Consider the following 18,975-nt stretch of genomic DNA (forward strand, 5'->3'; position numbering starts at 1 on the left):
TATGGAAGTATCGGTTGTCATACCGAATTATAACGGGATTGCGTTTCTGGACAGTGTGCTTGCAAGTCTGGAGGGGCAGACTCTCAAAAATTTCGAAGTTATCTTTGTAGATAATGGTTCTTCAGATGGAAGCTGCTCGTTTGTAGCGGGGAATTACCCGTGGGTGCACATCATCGAACTGCCGGAAAACTATGGGTTCTGCCGTGCGGTCAATGAGGGAATCAAGGCATCCAGAGCACCCTATGTACTGCTGCTCAATAATGATACAGAAGTGAAGGAAGATTTTCTGGAAGAGATGACTGCTGCGATCCGGAGACACAAGAAAGCTTTTTCCTGTGCGGCCAGGATGGTTCAGTATCATGACAGGGATCGTCTGGATGATGCGGGAAACTTTTACAATGCACTGGGCTGGTCCTTTGCCAGAGGCAAGGGAAAGGACATTCATACCTACGAGGAGGAAGAAAAGATATTTTCTTCCTGTGGAGGAGCGGCAATCTATCGAAGGAAGGTCTTTGAACGGATCGGTTATTTTGATGAAGAACATTTTGCTTATCTGGAAGATACGGACATCGGATATCGTGCGAGAATATACGGCTATGAAAACTGGTACGCACCGAAGGCAGTTGTCTATCATGTGGGAAGCGGTACCAGTGGCTCCAGATATAATCAGTTCAAGACCAGATATTCTTCAAGGAATAATGTCTATCTGATCTATAAGAATATGCCGTTGTTCCAGATTATTCTGAACCTTCCGTTTCTTTTGGCAGGATTTCTGATCAAGTTTCTGTTCTTTGCTGCAAAGGGAATGGGAAAGGAATATCTGGCAGGTATCAAAAATGGTTTTTCTATCAGCCGTAAAGGCCATAAAGTACCGTTTTCGATGAAACATCTGCCAAATTATGCAAGAATACAGCTGGAATTGTGGAAGAATATTTTTCTACGATTTACTGCATAAAATTCTGCTTACAGAGAAACTGATAAAATTTTATAAAATAAAATCTGGTATTTTATTGATTTTAAGAAATAACTATTATAATATAAAACACACATAACTGTTCAGAAATCTCACAGTTACGAGTCAAAATGCATTTTAAATTACCTTCTGAATAGTTACAAAAAAATGGAGAGGTGACAGAACTTGATTCAGGATAATCAGAAGAGTTTCAGTCGTCTCCAGATGCTGATAGATGCCGTTGTCATTGCAGCAGCCTATGTTGTTGCCTGGATGATCCGCTTTATAGGTCCGTTTGCATATTCTGCAGTCCGGGCACTGGCGTTCGAGCAGTATATGTTTGCACTGATCTTTATCATTCCGGGATATCTGCTGCTGTATCAGGCATTTACCCTGTATGAACCTCTGCATATGCAGGGAAGGCGGCTTGTGCTTGCCAATATCATCAAGGCAAATGTGCTGGGACTGCTTCTTGTTGTATTCAGTCTTTATATGATCGGTGAGCCTGATTTTTCCAGACTTACAGTTTATATTTTTTGTGTTGTTAATATTTTTATGGAATGGGGAGTCAGACTTCTGATCGATTCCCTTCTTAAAGATATGCGCAAGAGAGGGCTGAACCAGAAACAGATATTGCTGGTAGGTTACAGCCGTGCGGCAGAAGAGTACATTGACAGAATTATGCAGAATCCTCAGTGGGGATATATTGTCCGTGGAATTCTGGATGACAATGTGCCGGCAGGGACTATATATAACGGAGTCAAGGTGATAGGACGCATTGCGAATCTTACCGTGATTCTGCCTGCAAACAGACTGGATGAGATTGCGATCACATTGGGTTTAAGTGAATATTATCGTCTGGAGGAGATTGTTGCAATGTGTGAAAAGTCCGGAGTACACACAAAATTTATTCCGGATTATAACAAGATCATTCCTACAAAGCCATATACGGAGGATATTCTGGGACTACCGGTGATCAACATCCGTTATGTGCCTTTGAGTAATACATTTAATGCAATGGTCAAGCGAATAATGGATATTGTGGGTTCTGTTATGGCAATTATCGTTTCTTCGCCGGTCATGCTTCTGATGTGTATCCTCATCAAAGCAACATCACCGGGGCCGCTTATCTACAAACAGGAGAGAGTAGGTCTTCATAACAAGACATTTCGAATGTATAAATTCCGTTCCATGGAAATTCAGCCGGAAGCAGAAGAACGCAAGGCATGGACCGTCAAAAATGATCCGAGAGTTACCGGAATCGGTAAATTTATGCGAAGGACGAGCATTGATGAACTTCCACAGCTTTTTAATATTCTGAAGGGCGACATGAGTCTGGTAGGTCCAAGACCCGAAAGACCGTTCTTTGTCGAAAAGTTCAGGGAAGAAATACCAAGATATATGGTCAAGCATCAGGTGCGGCCGGGTCTCACAGGATGGGCGCAGGTCAATGGATTCAGGGGAGATACATCTATCCGGAAACGAATTGACTGTGATCTGTACTATATTGAGAACTGGAGCATAGGATTTGACATAAAAATTTTGTTTCTGACAATTTTTAAAGGTTTTATTAACAAAAATGCATACTAAGTAAGAAGGAGAAAAGATGGCAGGAAAACGCAGATCAAAAAAGAAAAAAGTACTTTTTGCGGTTGAGATCCTTGTACTTCTGGTATTTATCGGTGGACTTTATGTCTATGGCCAGCTGAATACCAAACTGGACAAGATTCAGCAGCCAGTATTGGATGAGAGCAAAATCAAGGTGAACCAGGAAGTTCAGGATTCTATTAATTCCGAAACCTCTACGCTGACAGGATATACCACATATGCGTTATTTGGTATTGACCACCGTGACAAAAACACTGCTCTTGGCGGCGAAAACAGTGATACGATCATTATTGCGAGTGTCAACAATGATACCAAAGACGTAAAACTTGCATCAGTTTATCGAGATACACTTCTGAACATGGGCTTCAGTGACAAGGAAACCTATTCCAAAGCGAATGCGGCATATGCGTATGGTGAGGCTGAACAGGCAATCACAATGCTGAACACAAACCTTGACCTGAATATTTCTGATTATGCAACTGTAAACTTTAATGCACTGACAACCATCATTGATGATCTCGGTGGTCTGGATATGGATATGTCCTATGCAGAGATCGTTCATATGAATAACTACTGTGTAGAGACTTCTGAGGAAACAGATAAGGATTATACACCGATTGAACTGCCGGAAGAGCCGGAAGACATTGAGAAGATTCAGTATACCTATCATTTGAATGGTGTACAGGCAACTTCCTACTGCCGTATCCGCTATACAGCAAGTCTTGACATGGGACGTACAGAGCGTCAGCGTAAAGTGATCCAGATGATCGTAGATAAAGCGAAATCAGCAGGACTGAGCACAATTTTCAAGATCATGGATGATGTATTCCCGATGGTAACTACTTCTATGGATAAGACAGAAATCCTTCAGATGCTTCCGACCCTGGTCGGATACAGCGTTAATGATACAACTGGTTTCCCGAGTTCTTTCAAGTTCTCCAATGTTAAAGGAAGCGTTATTGTACCAACTTCACTGGAATCAAATGTTATCGAACTTCACAAGTTCCTCTACGGAGATGAGGCATATACACCTTCAGCGACGGTACTTGCCAACAGCCAGAGAATTCTGGAGATCGTAGGTGGTGAGGCAAGCCTTGAGGATACACAGAAGGTAACAGAAGAGAATACTGCAAATGATAACGTCATCTTCGAAAATAACGGAACATCATGGGAAGAAACAGCCGGAAGTGACGACAGCAGTGATAATACAGATTCCACCAGCGGCGGAGACAGCGGAAGTACCGGAGGAGATGATTATACCGGTGGCGGAGACAGTGGAAGTACCGGAGGAGATGACTACACCGGCGGAGGAGACAGCGGAAGTACCGGAGGAGATGACTACACCGGCGGAGGAGACAGCGGAAGTACCGGAGGAGATGACTACACCGGCGGAGGAGAAGAATCTGGCGGAGGAAACGAATCTGGCGGTGGAGATGACGGCGGCTACACAGAACCGGATTATGGCGGAGATGGCGACGGTGAGGATGTCGCTACAGAATCAGTAGAAGCAGCCTGAAACGCAGTGTAATAATATAAGACGATTTAGAAGGGAATTTCTCAGGCAGGAATTCCCTTCTGCTATAGATGGAGATTTATATGATGGAGAAAACAATAGATGTGATCATTCCCACATATCATCCGGGAAGGGAATTTGAACAATTGATCGAACGACTTTATAAGCAGGACTGTCCGATAAACAAAATTATCATCATGAATACAGAAGATGCATTATGGAATAAGGAATGGGATGAGAAATATCCGTTTCTGGAAGTACATCACATTCCAAAGGCAGAGTTTGACCATGGCGGCACCAGAAAAAAGGCGGCAGGACTGTCTGAGGCAGACATTATGGTTTTTATGACTCAGGATGCACTTCCGGCGGACAGGCATCTGCTTTGGAATCTGACCGCAGCACTGTATGACGACGAACAGACAGGAGCAGCCTATGCAAGGCAGCTTCCGAATGCAGACTGCAGCTTTGTGGAGCGTTATACGAGATCTTTTAACTATCCGGAATTCTCTTCTGTCAGAACAAAAGCAGACCTTCCGCAGTATGGGATCAAAACCTACTTTTGCTCGAATGTGTGTGCCGCCTACAAAAAGGATATTTTTGAAAAGCTGGGCGGATTTGTAGACCGGACGATTTTTAATGAAGATATGATCTATGCCGGAAATCTGATCCAGGCAGGATATAAGATTGCATATGCAGCAGAGGCGAGAGTGATCCATTCTCATAATTATTCCTGTATACAGCAGTTTCACAGAAATTTTGACCTGGGTGTTTCTCAGGCAGAACATCCGGAGATTTTTGAATCTGTGAAGTCAGAAGGAGAAGGGATCCGGCTGGTAAAACAGACATTTTCCTATCTTATCGCAAAGAAAAAAATATGGCTGATCCCAGGTTTTATCATGCAGTCAGGATTTAAATATGCGGGATATCTGGCAGGAAAGAAATACAGGAAACTTCCATCAGGAGTTATCATGTGGTGCACGATGAATCCTTCTTACTGGAATGTGTGAGAAACACGCTTTTTTAAAGGAGTTATCACACTTTGAACACAATTGCTTGTTACACTGTCTTCATATAAAAAAGGGATACAGAAGGGAGCAGAAAGATGGACGATGAAAGTAGATGGAATCCGGCTCCGCAGAATAAGAAGACAGTAGAAGATTCGAACGTGCCGCCTTCCTATGCACATTATCATATGCATCAGGGAACCTCGACACAGAAATCAGAGATTTCAGACAAAAAACCGACTCGTAAGAAACAGAGATCCAGGAACAAATTAGGCACTACGATCGGACTTGCAGTTGTATTTGGTCTGGTAGCGGGAATTGTTTTCCAGGGTGTAAATCTGACAACAGAAAGATTTCTTGAAACAGATACAGAACAGAAAAATCAGGTAGAGACAGCACAGCTTACGAAGGAAACTACAGCGGATTCAAAAGATACACAGAACAGTGCAGATTCTTCTGAAGTTACAGGAAGCGTGGCGAGTGTGGCAAAGACCGCAATGCCGACGGTTGTGGCGATTACTTCTGTAAGCATTCAGGAGATTCCATATTATTTTGGATTTGGCTTTTCGTCGAGAAGTACACAGCAATATTCCAGTGAGGGCAGTGGATCAGGTATTATCGTTGGGGAAAATGACGACGAGCTTCTGATTGCTACCAATAACCATGTAGTATCCGGTGCGACGACTTTGAATGTGTGTTTTATGGGATCGGATGTTGTCAGTGCAGAACAGGAAACAGCAGAAACGGCCGCGGATGATTCAGCAGATATCAATGTAGAGGATGCGGTCAGTGCCAAGATCAAAGGAACGGATGAGTCAAACGATCTGGCAGTAATTGCAGTTGCAAAAGCAGATATTCCGCAGGATACACTTTCTGAGATCAAAATCGCACAGCTTGATATCTCCGATGATCTTGAAGTTGGAGAGCAGGTTGTTGCGATCGGTAATGCACTTGGTTATGGACAGTCTGTAACTTCAGGATGGATCAGTGCACTGAACAGGACTATCTCCACAGATGATATGACGGGTTCCGGTCTTATCCAGACAGATGCAGCGATCAATCCCGGAAACAGCGGTGGTGCACTTCTCAATATGAAAGGTGAGGTTATTGGTATCAATTCTGCCAAATTTGCAAGCAATGCAGTGGAGGGAATGGGATATGCTATTCCAATCTCCAAGGCACAGCCAATCCTTGAAGATCTGATGAGCCGTGAAACAAGAGATAAGGTAGACAGCTCGGAGGCATCCTATCTTGGAATCAACCCGCTGGATCTGTCGGCAGAGGTAACAGCAATGTTTGATATGCCGGAGGGCGTTTTTGTAAGCAGCGTAAGCACAGGTGAGGCAGCAGATAATGCCGGAATCCGTAAGGGGGATATCATTACAGGCTTTGATGGTCAGACAGTGACCGGCAGGGACGATCTTAATGATAAGATGAAGTATTATGCCGCGGGAGAGACTGTGGATATTACGATCGCAAGAGCGCAAAACGGGCAGTATGTGGAACAGACCGTGCAGGTAACTCTGGGAAGCAGACCTGACGCAGATTGAAGCAGGTGATTTGCAAAGCATTTTATAAAAACTTTAGTTTACAGCTTGAATGGTTATGTTATAATGAACGCATAGACTTCGGAGTGGAATAAGGCTCCAAAGATCTGTGCGTTCTTTGTTTTAAAAAGAACGAGAAACCGAAAGGAGATAATGTAAATTATGTCAGACAAATATGACGATGAGATCATAGAGGAAGAAATCAGAGACCAGGATGATGATGACAAGCATGAGCCGGAGAAATTCTGTACGCTTTGCCGCAGATCAGAAAAGCAGGCCGGTAAGATGATCGATCTTCCAAATAATATACATATCTGCTCCGACTGTATGCAGAAGAGCTTTGACAGTATGAACCAGCAGATGAGCAGCAGTAATTTTAATTATAACGATCTTTTTAATATGCCAAATATCAGCATGATAGACTTAGGCAGTCTGTCAAATCCGATGCAGCAGAAGAAGGTCAAACCGAAAAAGAAAGAAAAGAAGGCCGAGCCGGTACTGGATCTTAAGAAGATTCCGGCACCGCATAAGATCAAGGCAACGCTGGATGAGTATGTGATAGGTCAGGAACATGCCAAGAAGGTTATGTCTGTGGCTGTATACAATCATTATAAGAGAGTTGCAACAGATACGATGGACGACATTGATATTGAGAAATCCAATATGCTTATGATCGGACCTACAGGCTGTGGTAAGACTTATCTGGTCAAGACACTGGCGAAGCTTCTGGATGTGCCGCTGGCAATTGCGGACGCCACATCTCTGACAGAAGCAGGTTATATCGGAGATGATATTGAGAGTGTTGTATCGAAACTTCTGGCTGCGGCAGACAATGATGTGGAGAAGGCAGAACATGGAATCATCTTTATTGATGAGATTGACAAGATCGCAAAGAAGAAAAACACCAACCAGAGAGATGTCAGTGGAGAGGCGGTACAGCAGGGAATGCTGAAACTTCTTGAGGGAGCAGATGTGGAGGTTCCGATCGGTGCCAACAGCAAGAACGCAATGGTGCCTTTAACTACAGTAAATACCAGAAATATTCTGTTTATCTGTGGAGGTGCTTTCCCGGATATCGAGAGCATCATCAAGGAGAGGCTGAACAAGCAGGCATCTATCGGATTTTATGCTGATCTGAAGGACAAGTATGACAATGATCCTCACCTTCTGGAGAAGGTGACCGTGGATGATCTTCGAAACTTTGGAATGATTCCGGAGTTCCTTGGACGTCTGCCTGTCATTTTTACCCTGAATGGTCTGAATGAGGATATGCTGGTGAAGATTCTTTCAGAGCCCAGAAATGCAATTCTGAAACAGTATCAGAAACTGCTTGCGCTGGATGAGGTGAAACTGGAGTTTGATGAGGGTGCACTTCATGCGATCGCAGCCAAAGCAATGGAAAAGAATACAGGAGCCAGAGCACTGCGTGCGATCCTGGAAGAATATATGCTGGATATCATGTATGAAATTCCAAAGGATGACAGCATTGGCCAGGTAATCATCACAAAAGAATATATCGAGGGAAATGGAGGACCACAGATTCTGCTTCGTGGACAGGAAGTTCCGCTTCTTCCACATAATGACTAAGATTCTATAAGAAAGAGAGGGCTTTATTATGACAAAAGATTTTTTTGGCAGTTTAGGAGAAACATTGACAAAGACAGCAAGAGAACTGAGCGACCGTGCAGAAGAAGTCTATGAAACACAGCGCCTCAAAAACAAGATCTCAGGAGAAGAGAGACAGATAACCAAAGCGATGGCAGATATCGGAAAAATAATCTATAAACGATACAGAGATGGTGTTCCGCTGGCAGAGGAAGAGAAGGCAATCTGTGAGCAGATTGATGAAAGAAGAGTACAGATCGACAAATACAAGGAAGAGATGAACGGTGTCAAAGGAAGCAGGTTCTGTCCTTCCTGTGGGAATCCGCTTGGCAGAAACGATGCGTTCTGTTCCAAATGCGGTGTGGCCTGCCCGAGCCCGGAGCCGGAAGAAGCAGCCGGTGATACCGTGGATGGAACTGCTGAGGAGATTTATGAGGCAGAAGAAGTTTCCGATGAAGCGGATATGGCAGAAGAAGTTTCAAGGGAAACAGATGTGACAGCTGGAACAGAAGAAACCGGGAGTAAAGTCAGCCTTACCAAAGAGGAAGCAGTCGGTGAAGCCGAGACGGAAAAGGTTCCGGAAACAGAAACCGGTGTACAGGAAGAGAAATCTGAATAAGTGAAACGGGAGACGGGAGAGAGTATGAGAGGGAATATTCAACTAAAATCTGGCAGAAATAAGATGAAATGTCTGCTGTTTGCGGTATTATTTCTGATCGCAGCTGTTGGAGTTCTGACATTTTCAACAGCAGAAACGCAGGCTGCTACATCAACAAAGAAAACTGTAAAGATCAAACTGGCAGATAAGAGTGGCAGATATTTGCTTGATACAGGTTATAACTGGTGGCTCAAAGATAAGAGTGGAAAGCGCATTGGTGGATTCAATTACATCAAAGTGCCGGCAGGAAAAGGCTTAAGCAGTGGGTATTATATGTTTGACAAAAGAGGCCGGCTTTGTAAAGGCAGGCATTTTCATAAAGTAAACGCTGTGATCGCAGGCAGGAAATTTAAGGGAACCTTTTATTTTGGCGGAAAGAACGGAAGCCTTTACTGCAAAAGAGGATGGATCAAGATAGGAAGCCAGAAATATCTTCTTAGTTCTTACGGGAAACGCTATGAGAATTGCTGGAGATGGGGCTATTATCTTCAGGCAGATGGAACCATTGCCCGCAGTAAGAAACTTCCGGATGGAAGTTATGTGGATTTTGAAGGACACAAATGCACAAAGAAAGATATGGAACTGAACGGTCTCAAAAAGAAACTGCGTCAGATGCTGAACGGATATGGTGGAGCCTGGTCGGTTTATGTCAAAGATCTTAAGAGTGGGGCTGTGATCAATCTGAATGATCAGGAGATGTATCCGGCGAGTACGATTAAGGCATTTGTTATGGCATCCACTTTTGATCAGATCCAGAAGGGAAAGCTTAAATACAATGCGACAGTAAAGAGTCTTCTGACAGACATGATCACTGTGAGTGATAATGAGGCATGCAACCAGCTGATAAGATATAACAGCAGTTCCAGAAGCTTTCTTGATGGTGCCAAGACGATCAACCGTTATCTGAGTGCAAATAAATACACGGAAACAGGATGTCATCACAGTCTTCATCCGGCAGCTTCTTCTTATGCAGGAGATGGCAGAAGCAACGTGTCTTCGGCAAAAGACTGCGGAGTTCTTTTGGAACATATTTACAATGGTACTTGTGTATCACAGAAATACTCCAAAGCAATGTTGAATCTTCTTCTGAGACAGACCAGGAGATGGAAAATACCGTCAGGTCTTCCGTCTGGTGTCAGAGTGGCAAATAAGACAGGAGAAACTTCCAGTGTGGATCATGATATGGCAATTGTTTTTGGGAAAAAGACAGATTATGTAATCTGTGTTTTCTCAAGGACCGGAAGTGAAGGATATGCGATCCCGCGTATCCGGGATATTTCGGGAACAGTCTATAAATATCTGAATAAATAAATTTGACAGGAAATGACAGAATGCAGGACAGGACTTATTTAAAACAGAAATACAGAAAAATATCTGTGGCACTGATATCCAATCTTTTAATACTGGGAGCTATGGCGGCATTTATGCGTCCATCATTTGAGACAAATGATGACATTGTTTTTGCAGAGCTTGGGAGTGGTCTGCGAGGCGTAAAGGATGCACATCTGGTATTTCAGAATTACGGACTGGGAATGATCTACCGCCTTCTGTATGGAGTGACAGGCAGACTGCCATGGTATACAATTGTTCAGTATATGATCCTTTTTGCGGCATTTACTGTGGTTACTTATGTGTTGATAAGCAGGCTGGGAGAAATTTCCGGCCTGTGTCTTTTTGTGATTCTTGCATGCGGATTTGGATATGAAGGATATATTCATCTGCAGTTCACCAAAACAGCAGGGATCGCAGCAGCAGCGGCAGTATTTCTCTTACTTTATCTGCTGGAGCAGGAGAAGTATTCCTGGTGGGGGATTGCAGGAGGGATTTTACTGGCGGTCATCGCCTATATGTACAGAGAGGATCAGTTCTGGGCAAGCTGTGGACTGATGGCAGGGGCAGGATTGTTGTTTTTGTTCGATCTTCGAAAGTACAGGAACAAAAAGCTTCGCAGACTTGAAATCTGCGTTCTGACATTTGGAGTACTTCTTTTGAGTGTATTCGGTGTGGACAGGTGGGATTCTTCAAAGTACCGGAGTGCAGAATGGAAGGAATATCAGGAATTCAACCAGCTGCGTTCGGAACTTCTGGATTATGGATTTCCAGATTATGACAGTAATCAGGAGATTTACGAGGAACTTGGGATCAGCAGAGAGGCATATGAATTATACAAAAGCTGGAATTTCAACGATACAGAGAAATTTGATACAGAGGTCATGAAGAAACTGGTGGATCTGAAACAGAAGAGACCGCTGACGATCCGGACAGTGACTGCTTTTCTCAGAAGGTTTCCGTCCGATCTTCTCAGGATGCCGATGTTTTATTTCTTTGCAGTCTTTGCTGTGCTCTGGCTCTTATGCGGAAAAAAAGATGTCTTTTCTATAATTTCAGTACTGGCAGAATGTCTGCTGCTTGTGGCGGTATATTTTTATCTGTATTATCAGGGACGCTATATGGTCAATCGTGTAGATGTGGGTCTGTGGTTTAGTGCATGTCTTGTGATGCTGTGGATTTTTTCATCTGGAGAAGTCAGATATATGAATACAAAGGTGTCGGTGCTGTTGTGTATGATCTGTGTGGTGCTGGGACAGTTCATGATGTATAAGGACTGGCGGCTCGCAACATCCTCCATACCGGAAGCAAGGGTGAGTCAGAGAGCGGTTCTTGAAACAATAGGAACAGATAAGGAGCATACCTATCTTGCAAAGAGCGGCATGCTGTCAGAGATCGTGTGCTATGGGCCTTTTGACCGTATGCCTGAGAATCTTCTTGATAATGTATACTGGTTTGGCGGCTGGGAATGCCGGACGCCGGGATATACCAGAGCCATGGAAGTACGTGGGATCATAAATCCGTACAGAGATGTGGTCAATAATGAAAATGTCTATCTGGTGGATGACAATATTGATCTGACCCTTAAGTATATACGACAGTATTATGCCGAGAATGCAGAGGCTGTTTTTGTAAAAACAATCGGAAATGTGGATGTATATCAGATTACAGATGATTCTGTGAAGAAGGAGTAAATAAAATCCCGGGAATTCTGAAATTGCTCAGAAAATCCCGGGATTTTGCTCTGAAATAGTTTGCTCGGATATAAGATATTTTTTGCAAAAAAAGAATGCAGGAGATGGGACTTGAACCCACACGATCTTGCGACCACAGGCACCTGAAGCCTGCGCGTCTGCCAATTCCGCCACTCCTGCATTTCATATGAACCAGACATCCTGTAGAATTGTCTGATTAATGCAGGAGATGGGACTTGAACCCACACGATCTTGCGACCACAGGCACCTGAAGCCTGCGCGTCTGCCAATTCCGCCACTCCTGCATTCATAATAATCAATCGCACTCGTCGACTGCTTGACTATCATAACCCATAGAACACAAAAAGTCAAGAGAAAATTTGAAAATTAGTGTAATTTTTTTGTTTGTCTTTTCAACTGCAACAATTCACCGAAGAAAAGTTTTTGAGTGCAACTGAATTATTTTTAGCATCGGAATCTGTTGAAAAAGTGAAATTCATATGATATAATCTCGAAGATTTAGATAAAAAACAGAAAGGGAGATTATATGAAAGCATTTCTGATATTAGAAGACGGCCATGTGTTTAAAGGAACCAGTATCGGTTCGACAAGAGAAGTTATCAGTGAGATTGTTTTTAATACTTCCATGACAGGATATCTTGAAGTAATGACCGACCCATCGTATGCAGGACAGGCTGTCTGCATGACTTATCCTTTGATTGGCAATTATGGTATTTGTTATGAGGACCAGGAGTCCAGGAAACCCTGGATTGATGGTTTTATTGTTCGTGAATTATCCCGTATCCCAAGTAACTTCAGAAGTGTGGATACGATCCAGCATTTCCTTGAAAAGCATGATATACCGGGTATTGCAGGTATTGACACTCGTGCTCTCACCAAAATTCTTCGTGAAAAAGGTACCATGAATGGTATGATCACAGTCAATGAAAATTATAATTTAGATGAAATAATCCCCCGATTAAAAGCCTATACAACAGGAAAAGTAGTTGAGAAAGTTACCTGCCAGGAGAAAGACGTTCTCAAGGGAAAAGGACCAAAGGTTGCTCTCATGGACTTTGGTGCAAAACGCAACATTGCACGTTCTCTGAATGAGAGAGGCTGCCAGGTAACGATTTATCCGGCACTGACATCGGCAGAAGAAATCCTCGCTGACAATCCGGATGGCATCATGCTCAGCAATGGACCTGGAGATCCGAAGGAATGCACCACTATAATAGAAGAAATCCGTAAGCTGTATGAGTCTGATGTGCCGATTTTTGCAATCTGTCTGGGACATCAGCTGATGGCACTTGCCACAGGCGGTGATACACATAAGATGAAATATGGACACAGAGGCGGAAACCATCCGGTTAAGGATCTTGCAACGGGACGTGTTTATATTTCTTCGCAGAATCACGGATATGTGGTTGATGCGGAGGCACTTGAGAAGAAAGGTATTGCGAAACCTGCTTTTGTCAATGTAAATGACGGTACCAACGAAGGTATGGCTTACACAGGCAAAAACATCTTTACCGTGCAGTTCCATCCGGAAGCCTGCCCGGGACCACAGGATTCCAGTTACCTGTTTGACAGATTTATGGAAATGATGGGAGGAACAGATCATGCCGAGAAATAAAGATATCCACAAAGTTCTTGTAATTGGCTCCGGTCCGATTATCATCGGTCAGGCGGCAGAATTCGACTATGCAGGTACACAGGCATGCCGTTCTCTGAAAGAAGAGGGCATGGAGGTAGTTCTTCTGAACTCCAACCCTGCTACGATCATGACAGATAAAGACATTGCAGACAAGGTTTACATTGAACCGCTGACCGTGGAGGTTATAGAACAGCTGATCCTTAAGGAGAAACCGGACAGTGTGCTTCCGACGCTTGGAGGCCAGGCCGGCCTGAACCTTGCGATGGAACTTGAGGAGAAAGGATTTCTCAAGGAGCACAATGTACGTCTGATCGGTACCACAGCAGAAACCATCAAGAAGGCAGAGGACCGTCAGGAATTTAAAGATACCATGGAAAAGATCGGTGAGCCGGTTGCGGCTTCCAAGGTGGTAACAACCGTAGAAGATGGTGTCGCATTCACCAGAACCATCGGTTATCCGGTTGTTCTTCGTCCTGCGTATACGCTTGGCGGAAGCGGCGGTGGTATTGCCAACAACGAATATGAACTGAGAGAAATCCTTGAGAATGGTCTTCGTCTTTCCCGAGTAGGAGAAGTTCTGGTAGAACGCTGCATCGCAGGATGGAAGGAAATTGAATATGAGGTAATGCGAGACGGCGCAGGAAACTGTATCACAGTCTGCAACATGGAAAACATTGACCCGGTTGGTGTCCATACAGGTGACTCTATTGTAGTTGCACCATCCCAGACACTTGGAGACAAAGAATATCAGATGCTTCGTACTTCTGCTCTGAATATTATTACAGAGCTTGGAATTACAGGTGGATGTAACGTACAGTATGCACTTCATCCGGAAAGCTTTGAGTACTGTGTTATTGAGGTAAATCCTCGAGTAAGCCGTTCCTCTGCACTGGCAAGTAAGGCTACCGGTTATCCGATCGCCAAGGTTGCAGCCAAGATTGCACTGGGATATACTCTGGATGAGATTCCGAATGCGATCACAGGTAAGACTTATGCAAGCTTTGAGCCTATGCTTGATTACTGTGTAGTTAAGATTCCGAGACTTCCATTTGATAAATTCATTACTGCCAAGAGAACACTGACTACGCAGATGAAGGCTACCGGTGAGGTTATGAGTATCTGCCATAACTTTGAAGGCGCTCTTATGAAGGCAATCCGTTCTCTGGAGCAGCATGTAGACAGCCTTATGTCTTATGATTTTACAGGTCTGGATGAGGATGAGCTGATCGATGAACTGGCAGTTGTAGATGACCGTCGTATCTGGAAGATCGCAGAAGCGATCCGAAGAGACATTTCCAAAGAATACATCCACCGAATCACCAAGATCGACAGATGGTTCATTGACAAGATCGCAATCCTGGTAGAGATGGAGCAGGCACTGAAGACTCAGCCTCTTACAGAGGAACTGCTTCTTGATGCAAAACGCATGGAATTCCCGGATTATGTGATCGCGAACCTCTGCGGAAGAACAGAGGCGGATATCAAGGCTCTTCGTCAGGGCTACAAGATCACGGCCGCTTATAAGATGGTAGATACCTGTGCAGCTGAGTTTGCAGCAGCTACACCGTACTATTATTCTGTATATGGCGGACCGGACACCGAAAATGAAGCAAAAGCTACTCCGGATAAGAAAAAGGTTCTTGTTCTTGGTTCCGGACCGATCCGTATCGGACAGGGTATCGAATTCGATTTCTGTTCCGTACACTGTACCTGGGCATTTGAAAAAGAAGGGTATGAGACAATTATCGTAAATAATAACCCGGAAACAGTCAGCACCGACTTTGACATTGCAGATAAACTGTATTTCGAGCCGCTGACACCGGAGGATGTGGAAAACATCGTAAATATTGAGAAACCGGACGGAGCAGTTGTGCAGTTCGGTGGACAGACCGCGATCAAGCTCACAGAAGCACTGATGAAGATGGGTGTCAAGATCCTCGGAACATCCGCAGAGGATGTAGATGCTGCGGAGGACCGTGAGCTGTTCGATGAGATTCTGGAGAAATGTGAGATTCCGAGACCGAAGGGACAGACTGTATTTACAGCAGAGGAAGCCAAAAAAGCAGCTAATGAGCTTGGTTATCCGGTACTTGTACGTCCTTCCTATGTCCTTGGAGGACAGGGAATGCGTATCGCAGTCAGCGATGAAGACGTAGAAGAATATATCGGAATCATCAACCAGATCGCACAGGAGCATCCGATCCTGGTGGATAAATATCTCATGGGCAAGGAAATCGAGGTAGATGCTGTGTGCGATGGAGAGGATATCCTGATTCCTGGTATTATGGAGCATATTGAGCGTGCAGGTATCCATTCAGGAGACAGTATTTCTGTATATCCGGCACAGACAATCAGCCAGAGCGCAAAGAATACAATTGCTGAGTACACACGCCGCCTTGCACAGGCACTTCACGTAATCGGAATGATCAATATTCAGTTCATTGTGTGCGGTGAAGAAGTGTATGTCATCGAGGTAAATCCACGTTCCAGCCGTACAGTACCATATATCAGTAAGGTAACTGGAATTCCGATCGTGCCGCTGGCAACCAAAGTTATTCTGGGACACAAACTCAAAGACATGGGATATACACCGGGACTTCAGCCTGAAGCGAAGCATATCGCGATCAAGATGCCGGTATTCTCCTTTGAGAAAATCCGTGGTGCAGATATCAGTCTTGGACCTGAGATGAAATCTACAGGTGAGTGTCTTGGTATTGCAGAAAACTTCAATGAAGCACTGTACAAAGCGTTTATCGGAGCCGGAATCAAGCTTCCGAAACATAAGAATATGATCATCACTGTCAAAAAAGAAGATCATGAAGAGGTTGTTCCGATCGCAAGACGTTTTGAAGCACTTGGTTATCGTATCTATGCCACAAGAGGAACAGCAAAGGTTCTCAAAGAAAACGGAATCAAAGCGATCCGTACCAATAAGCTGGAGCAGCCGGCACCGAACCTTATGGACCTTATCCTCGGACATAAGATAGATGTTGTTATCGATACTCCTCCTCAGGGAGTAGAGCATCAGAAAGACGGATTTGTGATCCGTCGAAATGCAATCGAGACAGGTGTCAATGTTCTTACCAGTCTGGATACAGCAGAGGCACTTGTAACCAGCCTTGAGAATACAGACCTTCATAATCTGACACTGGTTGATATCGCAACCATCGCAGGAAGATAAATGAATTAATGTAACTGTGAGGATACTGAGCAGTTACGAAATAAGACTAAACAGGATGTGTTGACAGGCAGCATCCTGGACTTACGGACCGGAGAGACAGAAGATGTTTCTCCGGTTTTGTTTTTACTTTATAGGAAATTACTTCGTAATGTTCCAATAAAGCAGCAGCAAAGTTTGGTCAAAATCCAAAGGAAAGGTTTACGAACCGCCGGAACTGTAATATACTATATTAGTTCAGAAAAATAACTGGATAAAAATAAAAAACAGTGAGGAAAAGAAACATGAGTGTTTTGGAGTTTATAAAAGTCGTGATCCTTGGTATTGTAGAAGGAATCACAGAATGGCTTCCAATCAGCAGCACAGGTCATATGATCCTGGTAGATGAGTTTATTAAGATGGATATGACGCCTGAGTTTAAGGAATTTTTTCTGGTAGTCATTCAGCTGGGAGCAATTCTGGCAGTTGTAGTTTTGTACTGGGGAAAATTATGGCCATTTTACATAAGACAGATCCCAAAAAAGAAAAAAGCGCAGCTTGCCCGCAAAAATCCTGTTTCCCGTATTGTGCTGACTTTTGTAGAGAAGTTCTGTGACAAAGACAAGTGGATCCTGTGGTTTAAAATCCTGGTTGCATGTATCCCGACCATTGTGATAGCACTTCCATTTAATGATATCATTGAAGAGAAATTCAATAACTATGTGGTTGTTGCGATTGCATTGATTGTTTATGGTGTGATCTTTATTCTGATCGAAAATTATAATAAGAAAAGAAAACCGGCCTGCACCTCTCTTGAGAATATGAGTTTTGGAACTGCATTCAAGATTGGTATTTTCCAGGTGTTATCCGTAGTTCCGGGAACCTCTCGTTCCGGTTCCACGATCATCGGAGGAATCCTTGTTGGAACTTCAAGAACTGTAGCGGCAGAATTTACTTTCTTTCTGGCAATTCCGGTTATGTTCGGAGCCAGCCTTCTGAAACTGGTAAAATTTGGATTTGCTTTTACACCTGCTGAGATTCTGACACTGGTGACAGGAGTGGTGGTAGCATTTTTTGTTTCTGTTATTGCGATCAAGTTCCTGATGGGATATATCAAGAAACATGATTTCAAAGCATTTGGATGGTACAGGATCATTCTTGGTATCCTTGTCCTTGGATATTTTGCCGGAAGAAATTTTCTGGGTTAAGTCTCCGGTTTGACATTTAAAAAAAACAGTGTCATAATAGACGCGAAAATAAGACAGAATCTGAATGTAATGTAATTTAGAAAGGATGGTTGAAACTATGAATAAATCTAAATATATTGCTGTGGCAGCAGCGGCAGCTATGGCATTGACAATGGCAGGATGCGGATTCTCTGGCGGTGATGTAGTGGAAGTGACACCGACTCCGATGGCAACACCGACACCTACGGTGATGCCAATAACTGCGACACCACTGCCGACTTCTACACCGGCACCAAAGATGATTGGAAATAAGACTGCACAGGCGAAATTTCTTTATCTTACCAATAATCTTCAGAATGATATCAGGGAACTCTATCTGAGAGTTTCAGGAGACGATGAGGGAGACTGGGGAAATAACCTTCTCTCAGCAGAAACGGCGTTTAAGGCTGCTGAACAGGTACAGATGTATTATAATGGTTCTTCCTCTGATATGTCAGGACAGACAGACACTGAAAACAGTACAGAAACTTCAGAAAGCTCATTAAAATATGATATGAAGCTGGTTACTGCAGATGGAAGCAGTTATGAGATTTATTCCGTGGACTTTGGAGATATGGAGAAAGCCACACTTCTTTTGGATCAGGATGGTTCCTCCGTATATCTGCGTTATATGAGCCTTTCTACGAAAAAAGAAGCAGATACCAGAGGTAATTCCGTGGAAAGCAGTGATGAAAATTCTGATGATAGCAGTAGCACATCCAGCGATGATGCCTCCAGTGACAGCAGTACCTCCGGTTATGACACTTCCAGCGACAGTAGTGACTCCAGCTATGATACTTCCAGTGATGATAGCAGCAACGATGATAGCAGCAACGATGATAGCAGCAGCGATGATAGCAGCAGCGATGATGACAGCAACGATGATAGCAGCAGTGATGATGGAGACTATGACGACGGAAGCTATGACGATGGAAGTTATGATAATGACTATGTTGATGAGGGAAGCGACAGCGGTGATTATGACACAGATGAATCCAGCAGTTCTGACTGGGATTATTAATAAC

The 18,975-nt window shown here is 43.7% G+C and carries 13 protein-coding genes and 2 tRNA genes; 13 read left to right on the plus strand and 2 right to left on the minus strand.

Annotation, left to right across the window (positions count from 1 at the left end):
• Position 1: 1 nt before the first annotated feature.
• From LIR34_RS11625 to LIR34_RS11665, 9 genes are all read left to right on the plus strand, one after another.
• Positions 2-955 (plus strand): glycosyltransferase family 2 protein, encoded by a 954-nt coding sequence (locus LIR34_RS11625; protein WP_173902833.1) that lies wholly within the window; start codon positions 2-4, stop codon positions 953-955.
• Positions 956-1,138: 183 nt separating this feature from the next.
• Entirely contained in the window at positions 1,139-2,542 is a 1,404-nt protein-coding gene (locus tag LIR34_RS11630) for an undecaprenyl-phosphate glucose phosphotransferase (protein ID WP_173902834.1), read from the plus strand.
• Between the two features lie 16 nt (positions 2,543-2,558).
• Positions 2,559-4,076, plus strand: a complete 1,518-nt coding sequence (locus LIR34_RS11635; RefSeq protein WP_173902835.1) for an LCP family protein — start codon at positions 2,559-2,561, stop codon at positions 4,074-4,076.
• A gap of 80 nt (positions 4,077-4,156) precedes the next feature.
• Entirely contained in the window at positions 4,157-5,080 is a 924-nt protein-coding gene (locus tag LIR34_RS11640; protein WP_173902836.1) for a glycosyltransferase family 2 protein, read from the plus strand.
• A gap of 95 nt (positions 5,081-5,175) precedes the next feature.
• Positions 5,176-6,627, plus strand: coding sequence for a S1C family serine protease (locus tag LIR34_RS11645; RefSeq protein ID WP_173902837.1), 1,452 nt, complete (start codon positions 5,176-5,178; stop codon positions 6,625-6,627).
• Positions 6,628-6,786: 159 nt separating this feature from the next.
• Positions 6,787-8,211 carry an ATP-dependent Clp protease ATP-binding subunit ClpX gene (clpX, locus tag LIR34_RS11650; RefSeq protein WP_173902838.1) on the plus strand — a complete coding sequence of 475 codons (1,425 nt, stop codon included), beginning with the start codon at positions 6,787-6,789 and terminating at the stop codon, positions 8,209-8,211.
• A gap of 28 nt (positions 8,212-8,239) precedes the next feature.
• Entirely contained in the window at positions 8,240-8,848 is a 609-nt protein-coding gene (locus tag LIR34_RS11655) for a zinc ribbon domain-containing protein (protein ID WP_173902839.1), read from the plus strand.
• Positions 8,849-10,198, plus strand: a complete 1,350-nt coding sequence (locus tag LIR34_RS11660) for a serine hydrolase (RefSeq protein WP_265107727.1) — start codon at positions 8,849-8,851, stop codon at positions 10,196-10,198.
• Between the two features lie 20 nt (positions 10,199-10,218).
• Positions 10,219-11,910: a hypothetical protein gene (locus tag LIR34_RS11665; RefSeq protein WP_173902841.1), complete on the plus strand. Its 1,692-nt coding sequence runs from the start codon at positions 10,219-10,221 to the stop codon at positions 11,908-11,910.
• Between the two features lie 96 nt (positions 11,911-12,006).
• Here LIR34_RS11665 and LIR34_RS11670 read toward each other — a convergent pair.
• Positions 12,007-12,090, minus strand: a tRNA-Leu gene (locus LIR34_RS11670).
• 41 nt (positions 12,091-12,131) lie between these two features.
• Positions 12,132-12,215: transfer RNA gene (locus LIR34_RS11675), tRNA-Leu, on the minus strand.
• Between the two features lie 242 nt (positions 12,216-12,457).
• Between LIR34_RS11675 and LIR34_RS11680 the strand changes: the two genes are divergently transcribed.
• From LIR34_RS11680 to LIR34_RS11695, 4 genes are all read left to right on the plus strand, one after another.
• Positions 12,458-13,546 carry a carbamoyl phosphate synthase small subunit gene (locus LIR34_RS11680; RefSeq protein WP_173902842.1) on the plus strand — a complete coding sequence of 363 codons (1,089 nt, stop codon included), beginning with the start codon at positions 12,458-12,460 and terminating at the stop codon, positions 13,544-13,546.
• Positions 13,533-16,748 carry a carbamoyl-phosphate synthase large subunit gene (carB, locus tag LIR34_RS11685; RefSeq protein WP_173902843.1) on the plus strand — a complete coding sequence of 1,072 codons (3,216 nt, stop codon included), beginning with the start codon at positions 13,533-13,535 and terminating at the stop codon, positions 16,746-16,748. The genes LIR34_RS11680 and carB overlap by 14 nt, the downstream gene beginning before the upstream one ends.
• Positions 16,749-17,029: 281 nt before the next feature.
• A complete protein-coding gene (locus LIR34_RS11690; protein WP_173902844.1) occupies positions 17,030-17,932 on the plus strand; it encodes an undecaprenyl-diphosphate phosphatase in 903 nt (300 codons plus the stop codon).
• A gap of 97 nt (positions 17,933-18,029) precedes the next feature.
• Positions 18,030-18,971: a hypothetical protein gene (locus LIR34_RS11695; protein WP_173902845.1), complete on the plus strand. Its 942-nt coding sequence runs from the start codon at positions 18,030-18,032 to the stop codon at positions 18,969-18,971.
• The last annotated feature ends 4 nt before the right edge of the window (positions 18,972-18,975 follow it).

The sequence above is a fragment of the Blautia sp. MSK17_66 genome, assembly GCF_020538025.1.
Lineage (GTDB): Bacteria > Bacillota > Clostridia > Lachnospirales > Lachnospiraceae > Blautia_A.

Coding starts and splice junctions, on each gene's coding strand:
- LIR34_RS11625 (WP_173902833.1), top strand. CDS start 2: ATGGAAGTATCGGTTGTCATACCGAATTATAACGGGATTGCGTTTCTG.
- LIR34_RS11635 (WP_173902835.1), top strand. CDS start 2,559: ATGGCAGGAAAACGCAGATCAAAAAAGAAAAAAGTACTTTTTGCGGTT.
- LIR34_RS11640 (WP_173902836.1), top strand. CDS start 4,157: ATGATGGAGAAAACAATAGATGTGATCATTCCCACATATCATCCGGGA.
- LIR34_RS11645 (WP_173902837.1), top strand. CDS start 5,176: ATGGACGATGAAAGTAGATGGAATCCGGCTCCGCAGAATAAGAAGACA.
- clpX (WP_173902838.1), top strand. CDS start 6,787: ATGTCAGACAAATATGACGATGAGATCATAGAGGAAGAAATCAGAGAC.
- LIR34_RS11655 (WP_173902839.1), top strand. CDS start 8,240: ATGACAAAAGATTTTTTTGGCAGTTTAGGAGAAACATTGACAAAGACA.
- LIR34_RS11665 (WP_173902841.1), top strand. CDS start 10,219: ATGCAGGACAGGACTTATTTAAAACAGAAATACAGAAAAATATCTGTG.
- LIR34_RS11680 (WP_173902842.1), top strand. CDS start 12,458: ATGAAAGCATTTCTGATATTAGAAGACGGCCATGTGTTTAAAGGAACC.
- carB (WP_173902843.1), top strand. CDS start 13,533: ATGCCGAGAAATAAAGATATCCACAAAGTTCTTGTAATTGGCTCCGGT.
- LIR34_RS11690 (WP_173902844.1), top strand. CDS start 17,030: ATGAGTGTTTTGGAGTTTATAAAAGTCGTGATCCTTGGTATTGTAGAA.
- LIR34_RS11695 (WP_173902845.1), top strand. CDS start 18,030: ATGAATAAATCTAAATATATTGCTGTGGCAGCAGCGGCAGCTATGGCA.